15 protein-coding genes and 2 tRNA genes are annotated in these 19,461 nt (G+C 69.7%); 14 read left to right on the forward strand and 3 right to left on the reverse strand.

Annotation, left to right across the window (positions count from 1 at the left end; all coding sequences use genetic code 11):
- Positions 1–35: 35 nt before the first annotated feature.
- The 5 genes from rocF (at position 36) to MKK53_RS08530 (ending at position 4,720) form a co-directional block, all read left to right on the forward strand.
- Positions 36–1,004: an arginase gene (gene rocF / locus MKK53_RS08510; protein WP_243928256.1), complete on the forward strand. Its 969-nt coding sequence runs from the start codon at positions 36–38 to the stop codon at positions 1,002–1,004.
- Positions 1,004–1,873 (forward strand): urease accessory protein UreD, encoded by an 870-nt coding sequence (locus MKK53_RS08515; protein WP_243928257.1) that lies wholly within the window; start codon positions 1,004–1,006, stop codon positions 1,871–1,873. The genes rocF and MKK53_RS08515 overlap by 1 nt, the downstream gene beginning before the upstream one ends.
- Before the next feature lie 104 nt (positions 1,874–1,977).
- Positions 1,978–2,051 (forward strand) — tRNA-Cys (locus MKK53_RS08520).
- Between the two features lie 235 nt (positions 2,052–2,286).
- A tRNA-Asn gene (locus MKK53_RS08525) sits at positions 2,287–2,362 on the forward strand.
- A gap of 762 nt (positions 2,363–3,124) precedes the next feature.
- Entirely contained in the window at positions 3,125–4,720 is a 1,596-nt protein-coding gene (locus MKK53_RS08530; RefSeq protein ID WP_243928258.1) for a hypothetical protein, read from the forward strand.
- Between the two features lie 269 nt (positions 4,721–4,989).
- Here the strand turns inward: MKK53_RS08530 and MKK53_RS08535 are convergent, their stop codons facing one another.
- Positions 4,990–5,268, reverse strand: coding sequence for a hypothetical protein (locus MKK53_RS08535; RefSeq protein ID WP_243928259.1), 279 nt, complete (start codon positions 5,266–5,268; stop codon positions 4,990–4,992).
- A gap of 176 nt (positions 5,269–5,444) precedes the next feature.
- Between MKK53_RS08535 and MKK53_RS08540 the strand changes: the two genes are divergently transcribed.
- The 5 genes from MKK53_RS08540 (at position 5,445) to dnaE (ending at position 13,633) form a co-directional block, all read left to right on the forward strand.
- Entirely contained in the window at positions 5,445–5,642 is a 198-nt protein-coding gene (locus MKK53_RS08540) for a hypothetical protein (protein WP_243928260.1), read from the forward strand.
- A 523-nt stretch (positions 5,643–6,165) separates the two neighbouring features.
- Positions 6,166–7,491, forward strand: coding sequence for a proline--tRNA ligase (proS, locus tag MKK53_RS08545; RefSeq protein ID WP_243928261.1), 1,326 nt, complete (start codon positions 6,166–6,168; stop codon positions 7,489–7,491).
- Between the two features lie 81 nt (positions 7,492–7,572).
- The gene (locus MKK53_RS08550; protein ID WP_243928310.1) at positions 7,573–8,823 is read left to right on the forward strand and encodes a lipoprotein-releasing ABC transporter permease subunit; all 1,251 of its coding nucleotides are present in this window, start codon (positions 7,573–7,575) and stop codon (positions 8,821–8,823) included.
- A gap of 10 nt (positions 8,824–8,833) precedes the next feature.
- Positions 8,834–9,547, forward strand: coding sequence for an ABC transporter ATP-binding protein (locus tag MKK53_RS08555; protein ID WP_243928262.1), 714 nt, complete (start codon positions 8,834–8,836; stop codon positions 9,545–9,547).
- A gap of 567 nt (positions 9,548–10,114) precedes the next feature.
- Positions 10,115–13,633, forward strand: coding sequence for a DNA polymerase III subunit alpha (gene dnaE / locus MKK53_RS08560; protein ID WP_243928263.1), 3,519 nt, complete (start codon positions 10,115–10,117; stop codon positions 13,631–13,633).
- Positions 13,634–13,735: 102 nt separating this feature from the next.
- On the opposite strand, the gene MKK53_RS08565 is transcribed toward dnaE, so the two are convergent.
- Positions 13,736–14,269 carry a hypothetical protein gene (locus MKK53_RS08565; protein WP_243928264.1) on the reverse strand — a complete coding sequence of 178 codons (534 nt, stop codon included), beginning with the start codon at positions 14,267–14,269 and terminating at the stop codon, positions 13,736–13,738.
- Between the two features lie 158 nt (positions 14,270–14,427).
- Here MKK53_RS08565 and MKK53_RS08570 point away from each other — a divergent pair, with 158 nt between their 5' ends.
- A complete protein-coding gene (locus tag MKK53_RS08570) occupies positions 14,428–14,571 on the forward strand; it encodes a hypothetical protein (RefSeq protein ID WP_238249536.1) in 144 nt (47 codons plus the stop codon).
- Positions 14,572–14,712: 141 nt separating this feature from the next.
- Here the strand turns inward: MKK53_RS08570 and MKK53_RS08575 are convergent, their stop codons facing one another.
- Positions 14,713–15,453: a gamma-glutamylcyclotransferase gene (locus MKK53_RS08575; protein ID WP_243928265.1), complete on the reverse strand. Its 741-nt coding sequence runs from the start codon at positions 15,451–15,453 to the stop codon at positions 14,713–14,715.
- A gap of 46 nt (positions 15,454–15,499) precedes the next feature.
- On the opposite strand from MKK53_RS08575, the gene recO reads away from it, so the two are divergent.
- The 3 genes from recO to MKK53_RS08590 all read left to right on the forward strand — a co-directional run bounded on the left by recO (position 15,500) and on the right by MKK53_RS08590 (position 19,281).
- Positions 15,500–16,219 (forward strand): DNA repair protein RecO, encoded by a 720-nt coding sequence (recO, locus tag MKK53_RS08580; RefSeq protein ID WP_243928266.1) that lies wholly within the window; start codon positions 15,500–15,502, stop codon positions 16,217–16,219.
- A gap of 162 nt (positions 16,220–16,381) precedes the next feature.
- Positions 16,382–18,628: a DNA topoisomerase IV subunit A gene (gene parC / locus MKK53_RS08585; protein ID WP_243928267.1), complete on the forward strand. Its 2,247-nt coding sequence runs from the start codon at positions 16,382–16,384 to the stop codon at positions 18,626–18,628.
- Entirely contained in the window at positions 18,628–19,281 is a 654-nt protein-coding gene (locus MKK53_RS08590) for an SGNH/GDSL hydrolase family protein (RefSeq protein WP_243928268.1), read from the forward strand. The genes parC and MKK53_RS08590 overlap by 1 nt, the downstream gene beginning before the upstream one ends.
- Positions 19,282–19,461 lie beyond the last annotated feature (180 nt).

Consider the following 19,461-nt stretch of genomic DNA (forward strand, 5'->3'; position numbering starts at 1 on the left):
CTAGAGCCGGGCTCGCCCCTCCCAGGAGAGACCCGATGACCCGCGACACCGACGAGGCCCGGCGGCGCATCGCCCTGATCGGCGCGCCGATCGAGGTCGGCACCAGCGAGCCCGGCGCGCTGATGGGACCCGCCGCCCTGCGCACCGCCGGCCTCGTGCGCACGCTGGGGGACCTCGGCCACGAGATCGAGGACCGGGGGGACCTCGCCCCCGCCGGCCTGCCCCCCGGCGCCACCGGGCTGGCGGCGGTGGCGGCCTGGGCGCACGCCCTGTCGGCGGCGGTGGAGGCGGCCCTGGGGGAGGGGCGCGTGCCCCTCGCCGCCGGGGGCGACCACAGCCTGTCGCTGGGCTCCGTCGATGGGGCGATGCGCCATTGCGCCCGCACCGGCCAGCCGCTGACGTTGCTGTGGCTCGACGCCCATGCCGACTTCAACACGCTGGAGACCTCGCCGTCGGGCAACGTCCACGGGATGCCGCTCGCCGCCCTGTGCGGGGAGCCGGGCTTCTCGGGCCTGTTCCGGGAGCCGGCGCCGCCGCCCCTGGACCCGCGGCGGGTCCACCTGTTCGGCCTGCGCTCGGTGGATGCCGGCGAGCGTGCCCTGGTCCGTGCGCGGAAGGTGGGCGTCACCGACATGCGCGAGATCGACGAGTTCGGCGTCGTCGCGCCGCTCCGCCGGGTGCTGGAGCGGGCGGCGGCGGAGGGCGCCCACCTCCATGTCAGCCTCGATATCGACTTCCTCGACCCCTCCGTCGCCCCCGCGGTGGGCACGGCGGTGCCGGGCGGGGCCACCTTCCGGGAGGCGCATCTCATCATGGAGATGCTGCACGATTGCGGCCTCGTGCGCTCCCTCGACGTGGTGGAGCTGAACCCCTTCCTCGACGAGCGCGGGCGCTCGGCCCGGGTGCTGGTGGAGCTGGTGGCCAGCCTGTTCGGCCGGCGCATCCTGGACAGGCCGTCCTCGCCCCCCGAACCGCTGCCCATGGAACAGGCAGCGCGCGGGTGATGACGATGCCTCCGGAATGGGCAGCCGGCCGCGGCCGGGACGACGTCGCGGGCCGGCAGCGGTCCCAGGGGAACGTCCGCCTCGCGGTCGGCCCAGGGGGGGAGGGCGGCTCGACCCGGATCCGGGAGCTGGCCGAATCCGGCCCGTCGCGGCTGCGCTTCCCCCGCGGGGAGGGCGCGCCGGAGGCGGTGCTGGTCAACACCGCCGGCGGGATCGCCTGCGGCGACGTCTTCCGGGTCGATCTCGATCTGGCGGCGGGGAGCGACCTCGTCTTCACCACCACGGCGGCGGAGAAGGTCTACCGGTCGGACGGCCCGGAGAGCCGGATCGACAACCGGGTCGTGATCGGGGAGGGCGGGCGGCTGGCGTGGCTGCCGCAGGAGACGATCCTGTTCGACCGGGCCCGCCTGCGCCGCGCCTTCGCGGTGGACCTCGCCCCGGGGGCGGGGCTCCTGGCGGTGGAGATCGTGGCGTTCGGCCGGGCCGCCCGGCACGAGCGGATCGCGCAGGGCCTCTTCGCCGATGCGTGGCGGGTGCGGCGGGGCGGGCGCCTCGCCTACGCGGAGACGGTGCTCCTCGAAGGGCCGATCTCGGACCTGCTGGCGCGCCCGGCCATCGGCGGGGGCGCCGGGGCGGCGGCGACCCTCCTCGACGCCTCCCCCGGCGCCGAGGGCCGCCTGGAGGAGGCCCGCGCCACGCTGGAGGGGCTGGACCGGCCGGGGGAGGGCATCGAGGCCGCCGCGAGCGCCTGGAACGGCCACCTCGCCCTGCGGATGCTGGGGCCGGCGGTGGGGGCCCTGCGCGGGCGCGTCGCCCGGTTCCTCACCGCCTACCGCGGCCTGCCGATGCCGCGGGTGTGGCAGACCTGAATTGGCCGCGTCTCCACCGTTGCCTGCCGGGGCCGACCTCTGCTAGAGACGCGGCCTCCGGGGCCGTCCGCCAGGCCCCGCGCGGCTCCGGCCGCGAACACGATGGCCTCGTGGCGGAGTGGTTACGCAGAGGACTGCAAATCCTTGTACGGGGGTTCGATTCCCTCCGAGGCCTCCATCTTTTCCCGACACCGCCTTTTCCTGACACGCCGCCGCCGTGACGCCGCCCCGCCCTCCCAGGCCGGGGCTTTTCGCGCGTCCGGCCATCCCCGTGCCCGCCGCCCCTGGCGCCGCTTCGCCCGCCCCTCCGTCCGTCCGGGCGTGGCCGTTCGGCCACGTTCACCCCGATGGCGGCGATCCGCACGATCAGGGCTTGCGCGGTCCCGCTGCGCTGTGTAGAGACACCCCCGCGATCCCCGATAGCTCAGTTGGTAGAGCAGGCGACTGTTAATCGCCTTGTCGCAGGTTCGAGTCCTGCTCGGGGAGCCATCGGCTTTCTATCCCCTCAGATCGCATCCCTTTTCGCCCTGACCCCCGCACCGGGTCAGAGGGTGCGGGAATGGCGCCGTCGCTCCAGCGGTCGGGGATTGTCTCGGTGCGCATGGCACGGCGGGTCGGGACCGCCTCTCGCCCCCGTCGGTGATGACCATGGGCGGCGGCGGGGCGCGCTGCGCCGGGCCGACCCGCCGCGCCTCGCCCTGGCGACGCGACCTGGGAACCGCCCCCCTCCGGAAAACTTGTCCTGGGACGACTTTCACGGAGATCGGCATGGCCACGACGACCCTCACGCCCAAAGTCTCGCTCGCGGACGGAACGGTGCTGACGCCGGTGATGATCCTGTCAAACGGTCGGGTGATCACGCCCACGCTGACACGGGAAGCCTGATTGCGGCGCGGCGCCGCGCGGATCGGCGCCGGTCGCCGTTCGTAAGGCGGCGGAACCGGCTGCGGTGAATGGGGCGCCCTGGCTTCGGTCGGGGCGCCCTTTCTGCATGGCGGTTTCTAAGCAGTACAGACAGCTGGCAACTTCGCGGTCCAACCGATGGACCGCCATTTCCGAGCGGTGTGCCGCGCTAACACTTGTTGGCGACCCGCTGGATCCCCCCTCCCGCGGCTTGCCACCCTTTTGAAGCTGCATTATTCCGTGAAGCACCAAGAAGGTAGAAATGACAATTTTCTATCAGAATTTTGCTCGGAAATACTTTCTTGTAAAAATTTCGTGCGTCGCATTCTCAATGCATCGAGTCCGTAGATGGTCAAGTACAATCTGCATCATTTAAATCAACCGGATGAACAGAATGTCGTTGGCCCGATCCAAGACGATGAAGCGTTAGTGTTGTATGCCACGATCAAGTGCATGCGCATCAAGAACGTTTTGGAACTTGGTGGCCAGACAGGTTATAGCGCACGCAATTTTCTTCAGGCGGTCGGCGATCATGGCTCTGTGACCACCATCGACATGGACCATGTCGAAACTTTATCTAAAAATCACATTTTCATACATAAAAATATTGAAGATGTTGTAGCTGAAGACTTACGCGGCCTCGAAATTGGCCTGATATTTTTCGACTGTCACGACTTTCGGCGGCAAATCGATTTATTTAAGAAACTTAAGGCGTGGGGCTCGGTCACAGACAAAACAATACTTGCGTTGCATGACACGAACGTCCACCCCAAGCAGATCGTCCCGTGGTCTTATGAATCGGCTGATGGGTGGATACACCAAACAGCCGAGCGCTTGATGGTCACAGAATTCAATCGCCGTGGCTATAGCGAGATTTCTTTTCACACCGATAACGCGATGCACGGGCAATCTTTACCCTATCGGCATGGATTAACGCTCATGCAGCGCAACAAACCACTTCGCCCAACGTCCGGCCCAGAAGAAGTTATGGGCAAGGATGAAAAACGGAATCTCGCAGTCATCATAAGGGCGCACTCAACGGACCCCAAGACTCTCGATCTTATAAATAGTTTTTCGAAAACAAACGATTTTGATTTATACATTTGCGCGAACGAAACGAATGGCGAATTGGACTTTGGAGACCAGCATACCAAGTTATCTGTAACTGCCAACGATTTTGAGCGAAATGGGTTTCCCTGCAGCTGGCATGGGACGCTAATGTACTTGAGTGATGTCCTGTTCCCAATATTGAGAGATCGAATTGGTGAGTATAAATACTACGCATTAATTGAATATGACGTTCATTTCGAAATGAACGCAAACGACTTTATTGAAGAAATGCAGCGCCGCTTACTGAATCAACAAGAGCCGAACATTGATCTGGTTTCGATAGATGTCAGCAATCAAGGACCAAGCTGGCACTGGTATGCAGGTGCAGCGCGCCGCTATGGCGAAGTCATATCGGCATTCTTCCCGTTTGTTGTACTGTCGAATCGTGCGGTTGACCATCTTAAGATAGCGCGCGAGGAAGAGCGGTTGAGTCGTCTGCGAAGCGGCCCACTCACCGAACCGACGCACAGCGGCGATCCCAAAGATTGGGTGTTTTGCGAAGCGTTCGTTGCCTCAGAATTGAAGCGCGCCGGGATGCTCGTTGCAGACCTAAATTGGATCGTCCCTAAGGCGTACCAGCGCCGCAGCTTCAACATCGGCCCTGCTCATCTGTTTCGGCCAGGGGCGTCCTATGACGCTGAATATAAGATAGTTCATCCCGTTTGCCCTGCCGAGGACACTCTCCGCAAGCGCCTGCACATCGCATCCAAAAACAATGGACTGGATGAATTTATACGTCAGCTCGATACGGAGGATTGGCCAGTCACGCCAGAGATACTTCGAGAGCTCCGACAGCAAGCATTCAAAATCAAGTCGCAGCTTGCGAATGCTTAGCAATAGTTGAAAATTGTAATAATCGATTTTATATAATTCTAGATCGCAAAAATCTGCGATCGCGTGGTCCAGCGGGTGAGCTAGATCACGCGATACTCACCCCGCAATGCCCATGTCCCGCCGAGGAGCCCGAAGCCTCCCCGGTGCGGGACCTCTCGTCCTGCCTGGACGGCCGCGGCGCATCCCGCAAACGAGAAAGCGGCCCCCGCGGTCCGGAGACCGTGGACACCGCTTCGCCGCAGGGGTGCGGGCCGGGCAGCGGCCGCGCGCTACTCGCGCGACGACATCATGTCGTGGGTCAGCACGGTCAGCTTGCCGATCAGGCTGGTGAGGTCGCCCTTCTGGCAGGACCACTGGGTGCCGACCGCCTCGCCGTCCGCGGAGACCGAGACCACCGCCACCGACCGCAGCTTCCCTTCGCGGGCGAGGGCGAGCTGGTCCTGCAGCACCTCGATCACCGACGCCACAGTCTCGTCAGCGACCGTCGCCGCGAGGCGGGCCGGGAAGGCCACGACATTCGCCTCTTCCGCCTGGCTGCGCTTGTTCATGGCCTCGGCCCCTTTCGTTTTGCGATGCGCCATCCTTGCAGGTCGGGTTCGAGCTGAGTGTGGCAGCTTGTCCGTTCCGCGCAGAACAGCCGAGCCCTGTGGCGCCGGGGTCACACCTCCGCACTGTGCCTCGCGCCGCAGCGGAGCGATATCGCACCTGCGACCGTTAGTTCCCCATGAGCAGCACGCCCGAACAGAGCCTGACCGTCGAGATCGTCCCCTGCACGGGCGCCTCGCCGAGCTACCGCTGGGTCCTCCGCCGGCCGGACGGCACGGCGCTCCGGCGCTCGCCCTACGCCTTCTCCACGGAGAAGGGCGCGCTCATCTCCGCCGCCTGCTGGAGCCGGGAACTGGCCGAGGCCGGGATCCGCTGACCGGCCCGAAGCGCTCCCCCCGCGAGACCGGGGCGGGGCCCGCTTGCGCGGGGCGCGGCGACGCTACGTGCAGTTGAGCGGGGCGACGCCCCGGGCCGAAGCACAGGGCCGCACGGCCAAGATCGGTTGAAGGATTGCGAAAACAAAAAAGCAAGGCCCCAAGGCCTTGCTTTTGAATTGGTCGTCGTTTCGGCCTTCATTTGTCCGACGCATTGCCTGCGTGGTGGCCGGTTTTTCCTCCCGAGACTCGGACCCTGCGCCGGCCCTCCCGGGCGTCGCAAACATCGCGGCCTGCTTATAGGAACAACAATGCGTGCTGTCACCAGGGTAGAGGCAAGAATCTGCGCTTTTTTGCCAGTAGCGGAGAACCATACTCTCACCCCTCGGTTGCAGGCTTCGCCGGCGGAGCGGGGCGGGGCGATCGTTCGCCCTGCGTAGGATCTGCTTGTATTTTGCCACAGTGACGTGTTGTGTGCCCGGCGCCGGGCCCGCGAGCCCCGCACGGCTCCCGTTCGAAGCGATCATGCGTCTCTCCCGCTACTTCCTGCCGACCTTGCGCGAGACGCCCAAGGAAGCCGAGATCGTCTCCCACCGCCTGATGCTGCGCGCCGGTCTGGTGCGGCAGGAATCGGCCGGCATCTACGCGTGGCTGCCCCTCGGCCTGCGGGTGCTGAACAGGGTGTGCGAGGTGATCCGCCGGGAGCAGGACAGGGCGGGCGCCGTCGAGATCCTGATGCCGACGGTGCAGTCGGCCGAACTCTGGCGGGAGTCGGGCCGCTACGACGCCTACGGCAAGGAGATGCTGCGCCTGAAGGACCGGCACGAGCGCGAGATGCTCTACGGCCCCACCGCCGAGGAGATGGTCACCGAGATCTTCCGGGCGAGCGTGCGCTCCTACAAGGACCTGCCCAAGAACCTCTACCAGATCTCGTGGAAGTTCCGGGACGAGGTGCGGCCGCGCTTCGGCACCATGCGCTCCCGCGAGTTCCTGATGAAGGACGCCTACTCCTTCGATTTCGACCAGGCCGGCGCCCGCCACGCCTACAACCGGATGTTCGTGGCCTACCTGCGCACCTTCGCAGGGCTCGGCCTGAAGGCGATCCCCATGCGCGCCGACACGGGGCCGATCGGCGGCGACCTGTCCCACGAGTTCATCATCCTCGCCCAGACCGGCGAGAGCGCGGTGTTCTGCGATCACGCCTATCTCGGCATGGAGACCCCGCCGGAGACGGTGGATTTCGAGGACGTCGCCGGCCTCCAGGGCCTCGTGGACGCCTGGACCTCCCGCTACGCCGCCACCGAGGAGATGCACGAGGAGGCCGCCTTCGCCGAGGTGCCGGCGGAGAGCCGGCTCTCCGCCCGGGGCATCGAGGTGGGGCACATCTTCTATTTCGGCACCAAGTATTCCGAGCCCATGGGCGCCAAGGTCGCCGGGCCGGACGGGATCGAGCGGCCGGTCCATATGGGGTCCTACGGCATCGGCCCGAGCCGGCTGGTGGCGGCGATCATCGAGGCCTCGCACGACGAGGCCGGCATCATCTGGCCCGACGCGGTGGCGCCCTTCGACGTGGCGCTCATCAACCTCAAGGTCGGGGATGCGGGCACCGATGCCGCCTGCGCGCGGATCCAGGGCGAGCTGGAGGCCGCGGGCCTCACCGTCCTCTACGACGACCGCGACGAGCGGCCGGGCGCCAAGTTCGCCACGGCGGACCTGATCGGCCTGCCCTGGCAGGTCGTGGTCGGGCCGAAGGGCCTCGCCGAGGGCAAGGTCGAGCTGAAGCGGCGGGCCGGCGGCGAGCGGGAGAGCCTCGCGGCGGTCGATCTCCTGGCGCGCATCAAGCGCATCTAAGGCGGGCCGATGGCGGGGCACGCGACCATCGACCGGCTGAGGGGACGTGCGGCGGACTGGGCGACGGGGTTCGTCGCGGCGATGCGCGCCGGCACCCCGCCCTTCGCGGCGTTCGAGTGGCTGCTGGCCGGCCGCTACCTCCGGGCCCGGCGCCGGGGCGGCGGCGTCTCGGTGGTGGCCTTCTTCTCGGTGCTCGGCATCGCGCTGGGCGTCGCCACCCTCATCATCGTGCTCTCGGTGATGAACGGCTTCCGGGCCGAATTGCTCTCGAAGATCGTCGGCATCAACGGCCACCTCTTCGCCACGCCGATCGACCGGTCCTTCAACGACTGGCAGGACCTGTCCGACCGGCTGTCGAAGGTGGCGGGGGTGAAGGCCGCGGTGCCGCTGGTGGAGGGGCAGGCCTTCGCCTCCTCGCAATATGGCGGCTCCGGCGTGCTGGTGCGGGGCGTGCGCGCCCAGGACCTCGATTCCCTGGCCGCCGTCACCAGCTCGGTCCGGGGCGGCACCCTCGAAGGGTTCGACGACGGCACCGGCGTGCTGATCGGCAAGCGCCTCGCCGACACCCTCGGCCTCCAGGCGGGGGACACGATCACCCTCTCGACCCCCAAGGGCGCCTCGACGCCCTTCGGCACCGCCCCGCGGACCAAGAGCTACGCCGTGAAGGCGGTGTTCGAGGTCGGCATGACGGAGTTCGACCAGACCTTCGTCTTCATGCCGCTCGCCGAGGCGCAGACCTTCTTCAACCGCGAGGGCGACGTCTCGCTGATCGAGATCTACGTGGACGACCCCGACCATGTGGGCGACATGCGCGAGCCCCTGGAGATGGCGGCCGAGCGCCCGCTGCTGCTCACCGACTGGCGCCAGCGCAACCGGACGTTCTTCGGCGCCCTCGAAGTCGAGCGGAACGTGATGTTCCTGATCCTCAGCCTGATCGTGGTGGTGGCCACGCTCAACATCGTCTCCGGCCTGATCCTGCTGGTGCGGGACAAGTCGAGCGACATCGCGATCCTGCGCACCATGGGGGCGACACCGGGCACGATCATGCGGGTGTTCCTCATCAACGGCGCGCTGATCGGGGTGGTGGGGACGCTGTCGGGGCTGGTGCTCGGCATCGTCATCACCCTGAACATCAAGCCGATCCAGCGCTTCCTCTTCCCCGGCGCCTGGGACCCCACGGTGCGCTTCCTCGCCGAGATCCCCGCCGAGATGAACCCACGGGAGATCGTGGCGGTGGTCGTCACGACCCTGCTCCTGTCGCTCGCCGCCACCGTCTATCCCTCGTGGCGCGCCGCCCGGCTCGATCCGGTGCAAGCCCTGCGTTACGGCTGAGGCCCCTACGATGAGTTCCGGCCCCCAGGCCGCCGGCGCCCAGCCGGTGCCGGCCCTGTTCTTCGCCCAGGTCGAGCGGCGCTACACCCAGGCGGAGGGTGCGCTGGAGATCCTGCGCGGCACCGACCTCGCCATCTGGCCCGGGGAGCTCGTCGCCCTCGTGGCGCCCTCCGGCGCGGGCAAGTCGACGCTCCTCCACCTCGCCGGCCTGCTGGAGCGGCCGGACGGGGGCGAGGTCTATATCGGCGGCCGGCCGACCTCCGGGATGCCCGATGCCGAGCGCACCCGCCTGCGCCGGGAGGAGATGGGCTTCGTCTACCAGTTCCATCACCTCCTGCCGGAATTCTCCGCCCTGGAGAACGTGACGATGCCCCAGCTCATCCGTGGGCTGAAGCGGGGCGAGGCGAAGGCGCGGGCGGCCGAGCTCCTGACCTTCCTCGGCCTGAAGGAGCGCCTCTCCCACCGCCCGGCCGAGCTGTCGGGGGGGGAGCAGCAGCGGGTGGCCATCGCCCGCGCCGTGGCCAACGGCCCGCGCCTGCTGCTCGCCGACGAGCCCACCGGCAACCTCGACCCCGGCACCGCGGGCCATGTCTTCTCGGTGCTGATGTCCCTGGTGCGGGCCTCCGGCCTCGCGGCCCTGGTCGCCACCCACAACCTCGACCTAGCCGCCCGCATGGACCGCCGGGTGACGATCCGGGACGGGATGATCACCCCGCTGGATTAGGCGCCCCGCCCGCTTCGGGGCCGTCGCCCCAGGGGGGCCGACACCCGCGCCGTCATGGCGGGAAGGGTGGTCAGGGCCACGGCATTCCCTCCCTCCTCTGCGGGGGAGGGTACCCTGCGCAGCAGCGGGGGAGGGGAAAACCGCCGTAACCCTTCATTCACCCTATCCGCACGGCCCTATCCCTGTGCGTAAATCGCCACTTCCATTAGAACAAAACAAGAACATAATCGCGCCGACAGACGCAGGAGGCGGTGGCGATGCTGAAGCGGGCGATCCTGACCGGGATGGTCGAGTTCATGGCGCTGGGGATTCTGTTCGGGGCGCTGGGGGCCTGGAGCGTAGCCCTGGCACCGATCCATTGACGGACCCGGCCGAAACCGCCGGAGGTTCCCCCCGGAACGGGGTTATCCACAGGCCGGACCCCGTTCCGGGGCGGTTTCCGCCGATCCCCGGGGCCAAGTGATGCCACAGGGGCACGAGCGGTGGAAAACCGGACGCGGACGAGCCGGCCGCATCGACTCCCGGTCGCCCGGGGAGGATCCTCTCCGGCCCCGAACAAGGCCGGATATGACACGTCAGCTCAAGGAGGTCGGCTTCGTCCACCTCCACGTCCACTCGTCCTATTCCCTCCTCGAAGGCGCCGTGAAGGTCGGCGACCTCGTGAAGGCCGCCGTGGTCGACCGGCAGCCGGCCCTGGCGCTGACGGACACCAACAACCTGTTCGGGGCGCTGGAATTCTCGGAGAAAGCGGCCAAGGACGGGGTCCAGCCCATCGCGGGCATCCAGCTCTCCGTCGCCTTCGAGGCGGCCGACCCGCACGGGCGCAGCCTGCCGGCCTATCACGGCGTGGTGCTGCTGGCGCAGGACGAGGCCGGCTACGCCAACCTGCTCCGGCTGGCGAGCCGGGCCTATTTCGACGCGCCCCTGGGCGAGGCGCCCCGGGTGACGGCGGATGCCCTGGCGGCCCTGTCCCCCGGGCTGATCGCGCTCACGGGCGGGGCGGGGGGCCCCCTCGACACGGCGTTGCGCGCCGGCCGCCCCGAACTCGCCGCGAGCCGGCTGGAGAGCCTGAAGCGGGCCTTCGGCGAGGACCGGCTCTACGTCGAGATCCAGCGCCACGGCCTGCCCGAGGAGGCCCGGGTCGAGGCGGCCCTGCTGCACCTCGCGGACCGGAACGGCCTCGGCGTGGCGGCCTCCAACGAGACCTTCTTCCGCAAGCCCGACGACTACGACGCCCACGACGCCCTGCTGGCCATCGCCGACGGGCGGATCGTCTCGGACGACCGCCGCCGCAAGCTCACCCCCCGGCACGGCTTCAAGACCCGGGCGGAGATGGCGGCCCTGTTCCACGACCTCCCCGACGCCCTCACCGCGACGGTGGAGATCGCCATGCGCTGCGCCGTCCGGGCGCGCACCCGCAAGCCGATCCTGCCGAACTTCTCCCGCGTCGCCGGGGGCGAGGCGGCCCCGATGGCGGAGGCCCTGGCCGAGGCCTCCGGCGCGGTGGCCCAGGCGGTGGCCGCCGACGAGCCGACGGAGCTGCGCCGGCAGGCCGAGGCCGGGCTGGAGCTGCGCCTGCAGCAGCACGGCACGGCGCCGGGCTTCAGCGAGGACGATTACCGCAAGCGCCTCGCCTTCGAGCTCGACGTCATCGTCTCGATGAAGTTCCCCGGCTACTTCCTGATCGTGTCGGACTTCATCAAGTGGGCGAAGGAGCACGACATCCCGGTGGGGCCGGGCCGCGGCTCCGGCGCCGGCTCGCTGGTGGCGTGGTCGCTGCTCATCACCGACCTCGACCCGCTCCGGTTCGGCCTGCTGTTCGAGCGGTTCCTGAACCCCGAGCGCGTCTCGATGCCGGACTTCGACATCGACTTCTGCGTCGAGGGCCGCGAGCGGGTGATCCGCTACGTGCAGGAGCGCTACGGCGAGGGGCAGGTCGGGCAGATCATCACCTTCGGTACGCTCCTCGCCCGGGGCGTGCTGCGCGATGTCGGCCGCGTGCTGGAGATGCCCTACGGGCAGGTGGACAAGCTGACGAAGCTCGTCCCCCAGAACCCGGCCAACCCCGTGACCCTGGCCCAGGCCATCGAGGGCGAGCCCAAGCTCCAGCAGGCGATGGAGGAGGAGCCCGTCGTCGCCCGGCTCATCGACATCGCCAAGAAGCTCGAGGGGCTGCACCGCCACGCCTCGACCCACGCCGCCGGCGTGGTGATCGGCGACCGGCCGCTGGAAGAGCTGGTCCCGCTCTACCGAGACCCCAAGACGGGGATGCGCGTCACCCAGTTCAACATGAAGTGGGTGGAGCAGGCCGGCCTCGTGAAGTTCGACTTCCTCGGCCTCAAGACCCTCACGATGCTGCGGTGCTGCACCGACCTGCTGAAGCAGCGCGACATCCACATCGACCTCGCCTCCCTGCCGCTGGACGACGAGGAGACCTACGCGCCGATGAAGCGGGGCGAGACGGTCGGCGTGTTCCAGGTGGAATCCGCCGGCATGCGCAAGGCCCTGTGCGAGATGCAGGCCGACCGGTTCGAGGACATCATCGCCCTCGTCGCCCTGTACCGGCCGGGCCCGATGGCCAACATCCCCGTCTATTGCGAGCGCAAGCTCGGCCGCGACGCGGGCAACGAGGCGTCCTGGTACCCGGACGCCAAGCTGGAGCCGATGCTGCGCGAGACCTTCGGCATCATCGTCTACCAGGAACAGGTGATGGAGATCGCCAAGGTGCTCGCCGGCTACTCGCTGGGCGAGGCCGACATGCTCCGGCGCGCGATGGGCAAGAAGATCCGCGCCGAGATGGACGCGCAGCGCGACCGCTTCCTGAAGGGCTGCGAGGAGCGCGGCCTGACGAAGGCCAAGGCCAACGAGATCTTCGACCTGCTCGCCAAGTTCGCCGACTACGGCTTCAACAAGAGCCACGCGGCGGCCTACGCCCTGCTGACCTACCAGACCGCGTACCTGAAGGCGAACCACCCGGTCGAGTTCCTGGCCGCGGCCATGACGCTGGACATCGACAACACCGACAAGATCGCGGAATTTCGGCAGGACGCCCAGCGCCTGAAGATCACCGTCGAGCCGCCCTCGATCAACGCCTCGGGCGAGGTGTTCGAGGTGCGGGAGGGCCGGATCTTCTACGCGCTGGCGGCGATCAAGGGCGTCGGCCGGGAGGCGGTGCGCGCCCTGGTGGAGGCCCGGGGCGAGCGCCCCTTCGCCGACCTCTCCGACCTCGCCCGGCGCCTCAACCCGCGCCTCATCAACAAGCGCACCATGGAGAGCCTCGTCCAGGCCGGCGCGCTCGATTGCATCGAGCCCGACCGCGCCCGGGCCTTCGCCGCCGTGGAGCCGATGATGCGGCTGGCCGCCAGCGCCGTGGAGGCCGAGACCGCGGGCGTCACCGACATGTTCGGCGGCGTCGCCTCGGCGGATGTGAGCCTGCGCATCCCGCCCCACGAGCTGTGGCCGATGGCCGACACGCTCAAGCGCGAGTACGCGGCCATCGGCTTCTTCGTCTCCGGCCATCCGCTGGACGAGTACGGCGACCTCCTCGACAAGTTGCGGGTGCAGAGCTGGGCGGATTTCTGCCGGGCGGTGCGGGCGGGGACGACGAGCGTCGGCCGGGTGGCCGCCTCGGTCCTCGACCGGGCGGAGCGGCGCACCAAGACCGGCAACAAGATGGGCATCGTCACCCTCTCGGACCGGACGGCGCATTTCGAGGCGATCATCTTCTCCGAGGGTCTCGGCCATTACCGGGACATCCTGGAGCCCGGCCGCCCGCTGGTGCTCCAGCTCCAGGCCAACCTGGAGGGCGAGGACGTCCGCGCCCGGATCATGACCGCCGAGCCCCTGGATGCGGCGGTGGCCCGGTTCCAGAAGGGCATGCGCATCCATCTGGAGGATCCCCGGGGCATCCAGGCGGTGCAGAGCCGCCTGACCATGCGGGGGGAGGGGGAGGTGTCCCTGGTGCTCCGCCTCGACGGCGGCGGCCGCGAGGTGGAGATCCGCCTGCCGGGCCGGTACCAGGCCACCCCCCAGGTCGCCGGCATGCTCCGGGCCATGCCGGGGGTGGCGCAGGTGGAGGTGAGCTGAGGCGCGCCCCCTCGGGCGCGGCTGTCGGCCCCCACCCCGCGCGCTCCCTCCCCCCTCTGCGGGGGAGGGTGGCCCCCGCATGGGGGTCGGGAGAACGCCGCGTCAGGGGCCGAAGCACGGCTCCAGCGCGGTGCGGAGGGGGCCCGCCTCCTCGATCCTGAACGTCGCGGTGAGGGGGGCGTCGCCGGGGCGCGGGCTCGCTTGCGCCCAGGTGATCCGCGCGTCCGGCCGGGCGAGGTCGGCGGCGATGCTGCGGAGCGGGTTCTCGCTGCGCCGGGGGCCCGCGACGGTGAGGACGAAGCTCGTGGCGGGGTCGGCGGCCACGGCGCCGCTCGCCGGGGCGATCACGCTGCGCACCCCGCTGCCCCCCGAGACCCGCAGGGCGGTGAGGGGCTTGCCGGTGCCGTCCGGCCCCTCGAAGGCATGGAAGTCGAACCGCGGTGCCAGATCCGCGTAACGCGGGACCGTCAGCGCCGCCGACAGCCCGGCATGGGCGGGGTCGCAGGCGAGGCGCAGGGTGACATGGCGTGCCTCGCCGCCGAGGGTGGCCTCGCCGGTCAGCTCCGTCTCGCCCCCCGCCGCCAGGGCGGGCGAGGCCAGGAGCAGGAGCGCGAGGGCCGGGGCGACGTTCCGCATGGGTGTCCTGGATCCTTGACGCCGCCGGGCGGCCGGGAAGGATCGCTTTACCACGACGGGAGGAAAGGGGCGCTCAGCCTGCGGTTGATGTGCGCTGCAGCAACTCATTCAAAAGCGATCGATCCTACACAGCCACGCTTAAGTCCTCAGGCGTGGCCATGCGCATCAAGATCACCCTCGGCCTCATGCTCGTCGTCTATCTCATCGACGGCCGGGCCCCCGGCTTCCGCGAGCTGCGCAACCCGGATGCCGAGCACGCCGGCGCCCGCAGCATCGTCGCGACGAAGCGGGCCTGGGTGTGAGGCAACGGCCAGGCCCATCCGACCCACCGCCTCATCCTGAGGTACCCGCGTGAGCGGCAGGCCTCGAAGGAGCCCCCCAGATCGCTCCAGAGATCGCGCCATGGGTCCTGGAATTCTCCTTCGAGACCGCTTCGCGGCACCTCAGGACGGGGGCAGAGGATTGGAGGGGGCATGGACGCCCTCCCGCAGCCGGGCGGCCACCAGCGCCTGCAGGCTCCACAGGTGCCGGTCGCGGATGCCGAGGGCCTCGCAGGCCTCCACCGTCCGGTACAGGTACTCGGCGCTCGGCCCGGCATGGCCGCAGGCCAGGGCGATCCGGTCAGCGATCTCCGCGTCCGGCAGGCGGCCGGCGTAGCGGTCGTTGGCGCGGTTGGCGAGGAAGGTGAGGGCGGAGACCGTGCCGCCCTCCGTCTCCACCGGCAGCCAGCGGGCGACATAGCCGCGCCCGCGCATCTCCCGCCGCCAGAGGGGCATCAGCGCCTCGCGGATCTCCGCATCCGGCAGGCGGAAGGCCACGCCCCGGCACAGGCCGCCCCGGTCGAGCGCCAGCACGAAGCCCGGCCGCTCCGGCGTCCCGCGGAAGCGTCGCTGCAGCAGGCAGAACCGGCGGTGGAACCCGCGCACCGTGCCGAGCCGCCGCTCCGCCACCGGGAATTCCGGCCGCCACATCAGCGAGCCGTAGGCGAAGACCCAGAGCGCCGCCCCCTCCCGGCCCGCCACGATCGCCTCCAGCCCCGGCCGAAGCTCCTCGTCGGTCATCACCGTGAGGGCGGCGGGATCGTCGGCCACCGGCCCCGCATGGGCGGCGCGGATCAGGTCGAGGGTGAGGTCGAGGGCGCGGGGGGCGGGCGGGGGCGAAGAAGGGGGCAGGGGAGGTGGCATGCCACAAAGCTAATGCGTCCCCGCGGAAAACACCTATATCCCGCGGATGCAATGGACGGACGACGCCCTCGTGCTGGGCCTGCGCCGGCACGGGGAGAGCGGCGTCATCCTCGAGGCCCTCACCGCGGAGCACGGCCGCCATCTCGGCCTCGTGCATGGCGGGCGCTCGCGGCGGATGCAGCCGGTGCTCCAGCCGGGCAACCGCGTCCGCGTGACGTGGCGGGCGCGGCTCGACGAGGGGCTCGGCGCCTTCGCGGTCGAGCCCCTGGCCTCCGAGGTCTCGCGGATGATCGGCTCCGGCCTCGCCCTCTACGGGCTCGGCACCCTCGCCGCCCTGATGCGCCTCCTGCCCGAGCGCGACCCCCATCCCGGCCTCTACGAGGCGGCCTGCATCCTCGTGGAGCACCTGGACGACGCCGCCGTGGCGCCGCCGCTGATGGTGCGCTTCGAACTCGCCGTGCTCTCCGAACTGGGCTTCGGCCTCGACCTGTCGGCCTGCGCCGCCACCGGCGGCAACGACCGCCTCGCCTACGTCTCCCCCCGCACCGGCCGAGCGGTGAGCGCCGCCGCCGGGGAGCCGTTCCGCGACCGTCTGCTCCCCCTGCCCGGCTTCCTGCACCAGGGCGGCGCGCCGGGGCCGGACGGCGTTGCGCAAGGGTTTACCTTGACGGGATACTTCCTCGACCGGCACGTCTGGGGTCCGCGCGGCCTCGCGCCCCCGGAGGAGCGGGCGCGATTCGTTGCGCTCGGCGTCGGCGCGGGGTAACGTTCGCGCTCTGTTCTATTAGGCCGCTGCATGCTCCGTCGCCATGGCGCGGGGAGCGACGCCATCCAGGGATCGGCCACGGTCGGAGACGTCCCGCTGCCCTGGATCGCGTCGCTCCACCCGCCGTGACGGAGACGGCAGAGGGGGAGTCGGGGAATCGTCATGGGCCAGCCCTTCGAGCCGCCGTCCGGCGACGGCATCGAGAGCGTCGAGCTGAAGTCGGCGCTGGAGGAGCGCTACCTCGCCTACGCGCTCTCGACCATCATGCACCGGGCCCTGCCCGATGCCCGCGATGGGCTGAAGCCGGTCCACCGCCGCATCCTCTACGGGATGCGCCTGCTGCGCCTCGACCCGAACACCGCGCACAAGAAGTGCGCAAAGATCGTCGGCGACGTGATGGGCGACTTCCACCCCCACGGCGACCAGGCGATTTACGACGCCCTGGTGCGCCTGAGCCAGGATTTCGCGCAGCGCTACCCGCTGGTGGACGGCCAGGGCAACTTCGGCAACATCGACGGGGACGGCCCCGCCGCCTACCGCTACACCGAGGCCCGGCTCACCGAGGTCGCCCGCCTGCTCCTCGACGGGATCGACGAGGACACGGTCGATTTCCGCCCCTCCTACAACGGGGAGAAGGAGGAGCCGGTGGTGCTGCCGGCGGCCTTCCCGAACCTGCTCGCCAACGGCAGCCAGGGCATCGCGGTCGGCATGGCGACCTCGATCCCGCCCCACAACGCCGCCGAGCTCTGCGACGCGGCGCTCTACCTGATCAACAACCCCCAGGCGACTTCGGGCCAGCTCGCCAAGTTCGTGCAGGGGCCGGATTTCCCCACCGGGGGCATCCTGGTGGATTCCGCCGAGTCGATCGCCGAGGCCTACCGCACCGGCCGGGGCGGCTTCCGGGTCCGCGCCCGCTGGCACAAGGAGGACCTTGGCCGCGGCACCTGGACCATCGTCGTCACCGAGATCCCCTACGGCATCCCCAAGGGCCGGCTGATCGAGAAGATGGCCGAGCTCCTGCAGGAGAAGAAGCTGCCGCTGCTGGCCGACGTCCGCGATGAGTCCGCCGAGGACGTGCGGGTGGTGCTGGAGCCGCGCTCGCGCAGCGTCGATCCGGTGATCCTGATGGAATCGCTGTTCCGGCTCACCGAGCTGGAAGCGCGGGTGCCGCTCAACCTCAACGTCCTCGTCGGCGGCCTCGTGCCGAAGGTGATCGGCCTCGTGGAGTGCCTGCGGGAGTGGGTCGACCACCGCCGGGTGGTGTTGCAGCGCCGCTCCCGCTACCGCCTCGGCCAGATCGACCGGCGGCTCGAGATCCTCGGCGGCCTACTCATCGTCTACCTCGACCTCGACGAGGTGATCCGCATCATCCGCGAGGAGGACGAGCCCAAGCCCGCCCTGATGGCCCGGTTCGCCCTCACCGAGGTCCAGGCCAACGCCATCCTCGACACCCGCCTGCGCAGCTTGCGCAAGCTGGAGGAAATGGAGCTGAAGCGCGAGCTCGACGCCCTCACCGAGGAGAAGGCCGGGCTCGACGCGCTGCTCGCCTCCGAGCCGGCGCAGTGGAAGTCGATCCAGGCGCAGATCCGGGCGGTGAAGAAGACCTTCGGCCCCGAGACCAAGCTCGGTCGCCGCCGCACCAGCCTGGAGAACCCGCCCGACACGGCCGGCGTGGATCTCACCGCGGCCCTGGTGGAGCGGGAGCCGATCACGGTGATCGTCTCGGAGAAGGGCTGGATCCGCGCCCTCAAGGGCCATGTGGCCGACCTGTCGGGCGTGGCCTTCAAGGGCGACGACCGGCTGAAGATCGCCTTCCCGAGCGAGACCACGCAGAAGATCCTGCTGCTCGCCTCGAACGGCAAGGTCTTCACCCTCGACGCCTCGAAGCTCCCCGGCGGGCGCGGCTTCGGCGACCCGGTGCGGCTGATGGTCGATCTCGACGACGGCACCGAGGTGGTGGCCGCGCTGCCCTACCGGCCGGAGACCAAGCTCCTCATCGCCGGCTCGGACGGGCGCGGCTTCGTGGCGCCCGCGGACGCCCTCGTCGCCAACACCCGCAAGGGCAAGGGCGTGCTCGGCCTCGACGGGGATGCCGCCGCCGCGGTGCTGGTCCCGGCGGAGGGCGACCACGTCGCCGTGCTCAATACGGAGAAGCTGCTGCTGATCTTCCCCATCTCCGAGGTCGCGGAATTGGCCCGCGGCAAGGGCGTGCGGCTCCAGCGGTGCCGCAGCGGGACGCTCACCCACGCCCACGTCTTCCGCATGGAGGACGGCCTGCCCTGGCAGGACGGCTCGGTGGAGGGGCGCCACGCCAGCGCGGCGATCCTGGAGAAGTGGGTCGGCCACCGGGCGGAGGTCGGCCTGATGATGGCCCGCAGCTTCCCGAAATTCGAGCGGTTCGGGCGCTGATGGGGGCGGGGCCGCTCGGCTGGCTGAGGCGGGCGCTCCAGCGGCGGCGCTACCGCCGGATCTGCCGGGCGCGCATCGCCATGCGGATCCCGCAGATCCAGCGGGACCTCGCCGCGGCCGACCCGGGCTTCACCTTCGTCATGGGCGATTCCCACGCGGAATTCCTGTGCGCGCACCCGCTGGGCCGCCGGCCCGTCGTCAACGGCGGGATCGGCGGGATCTCCACCGGGGGCTATGCGGAGCGCCTGCCCGCGCTGCGGTTCCGCCACCGGGCGGGGGTCGCCGTGCTGGTCGTCGGCAGCAACGACCTCTCCGTGCGGGTCCGCCCCCTCTCGCCGGAGGCGGTGGCCCGCTTCGAGGCGGCGGCGGCGGCGCTGATCGTGTGGCTGCACGCCCGGGCCGACCGGGTCGTGGTGCTGGCCCTGCCGCCGATCACCCAGGTGCCCGGCCAGGAGCGCGAGGCGGCGGCGGTGGAGGACTACTCGGCCCGCCTCGCCCGGATCGCGGGCGACCACGGCGGCGAGGTCGCCGATCCCTGCGCCGGCCTGCGCGCCGGCCCGGGCGGCCTCGCCCGCCCGGGGGCCCTGAGCGACGGCGTCCACCTCGCCGACTACGCCGCCGCGGCGGCGCGGGTGGGGGCGATTCTGGGGTGAGGGGGCCGCGGGCGCGAGGCGCGGTCCGCCCCCTCCCGCCGTCCGGACCTGGCTCCCCGCCTCACGCGGGGACGTCTCAAATCCAATTCACCGTCAACCCGGATTTTTCGTGCAACCCGACGTGGATGACGCCGGTCGGTGCCTCGGGTAGGCTCCGCCGCAAGCGGCGCCCTCGGCGCG

The sequence above is a fragment of the Methylobacterium sp. J-076 genome, from assembly GCF_022829405.1.
In the GTDB taxonomy this organism is placed as follows: Bacteria; Pseudomonadota; Alphaproteobacteria; order Rhizobiales; family Beijerinckiaceae; genus Methylobacterium.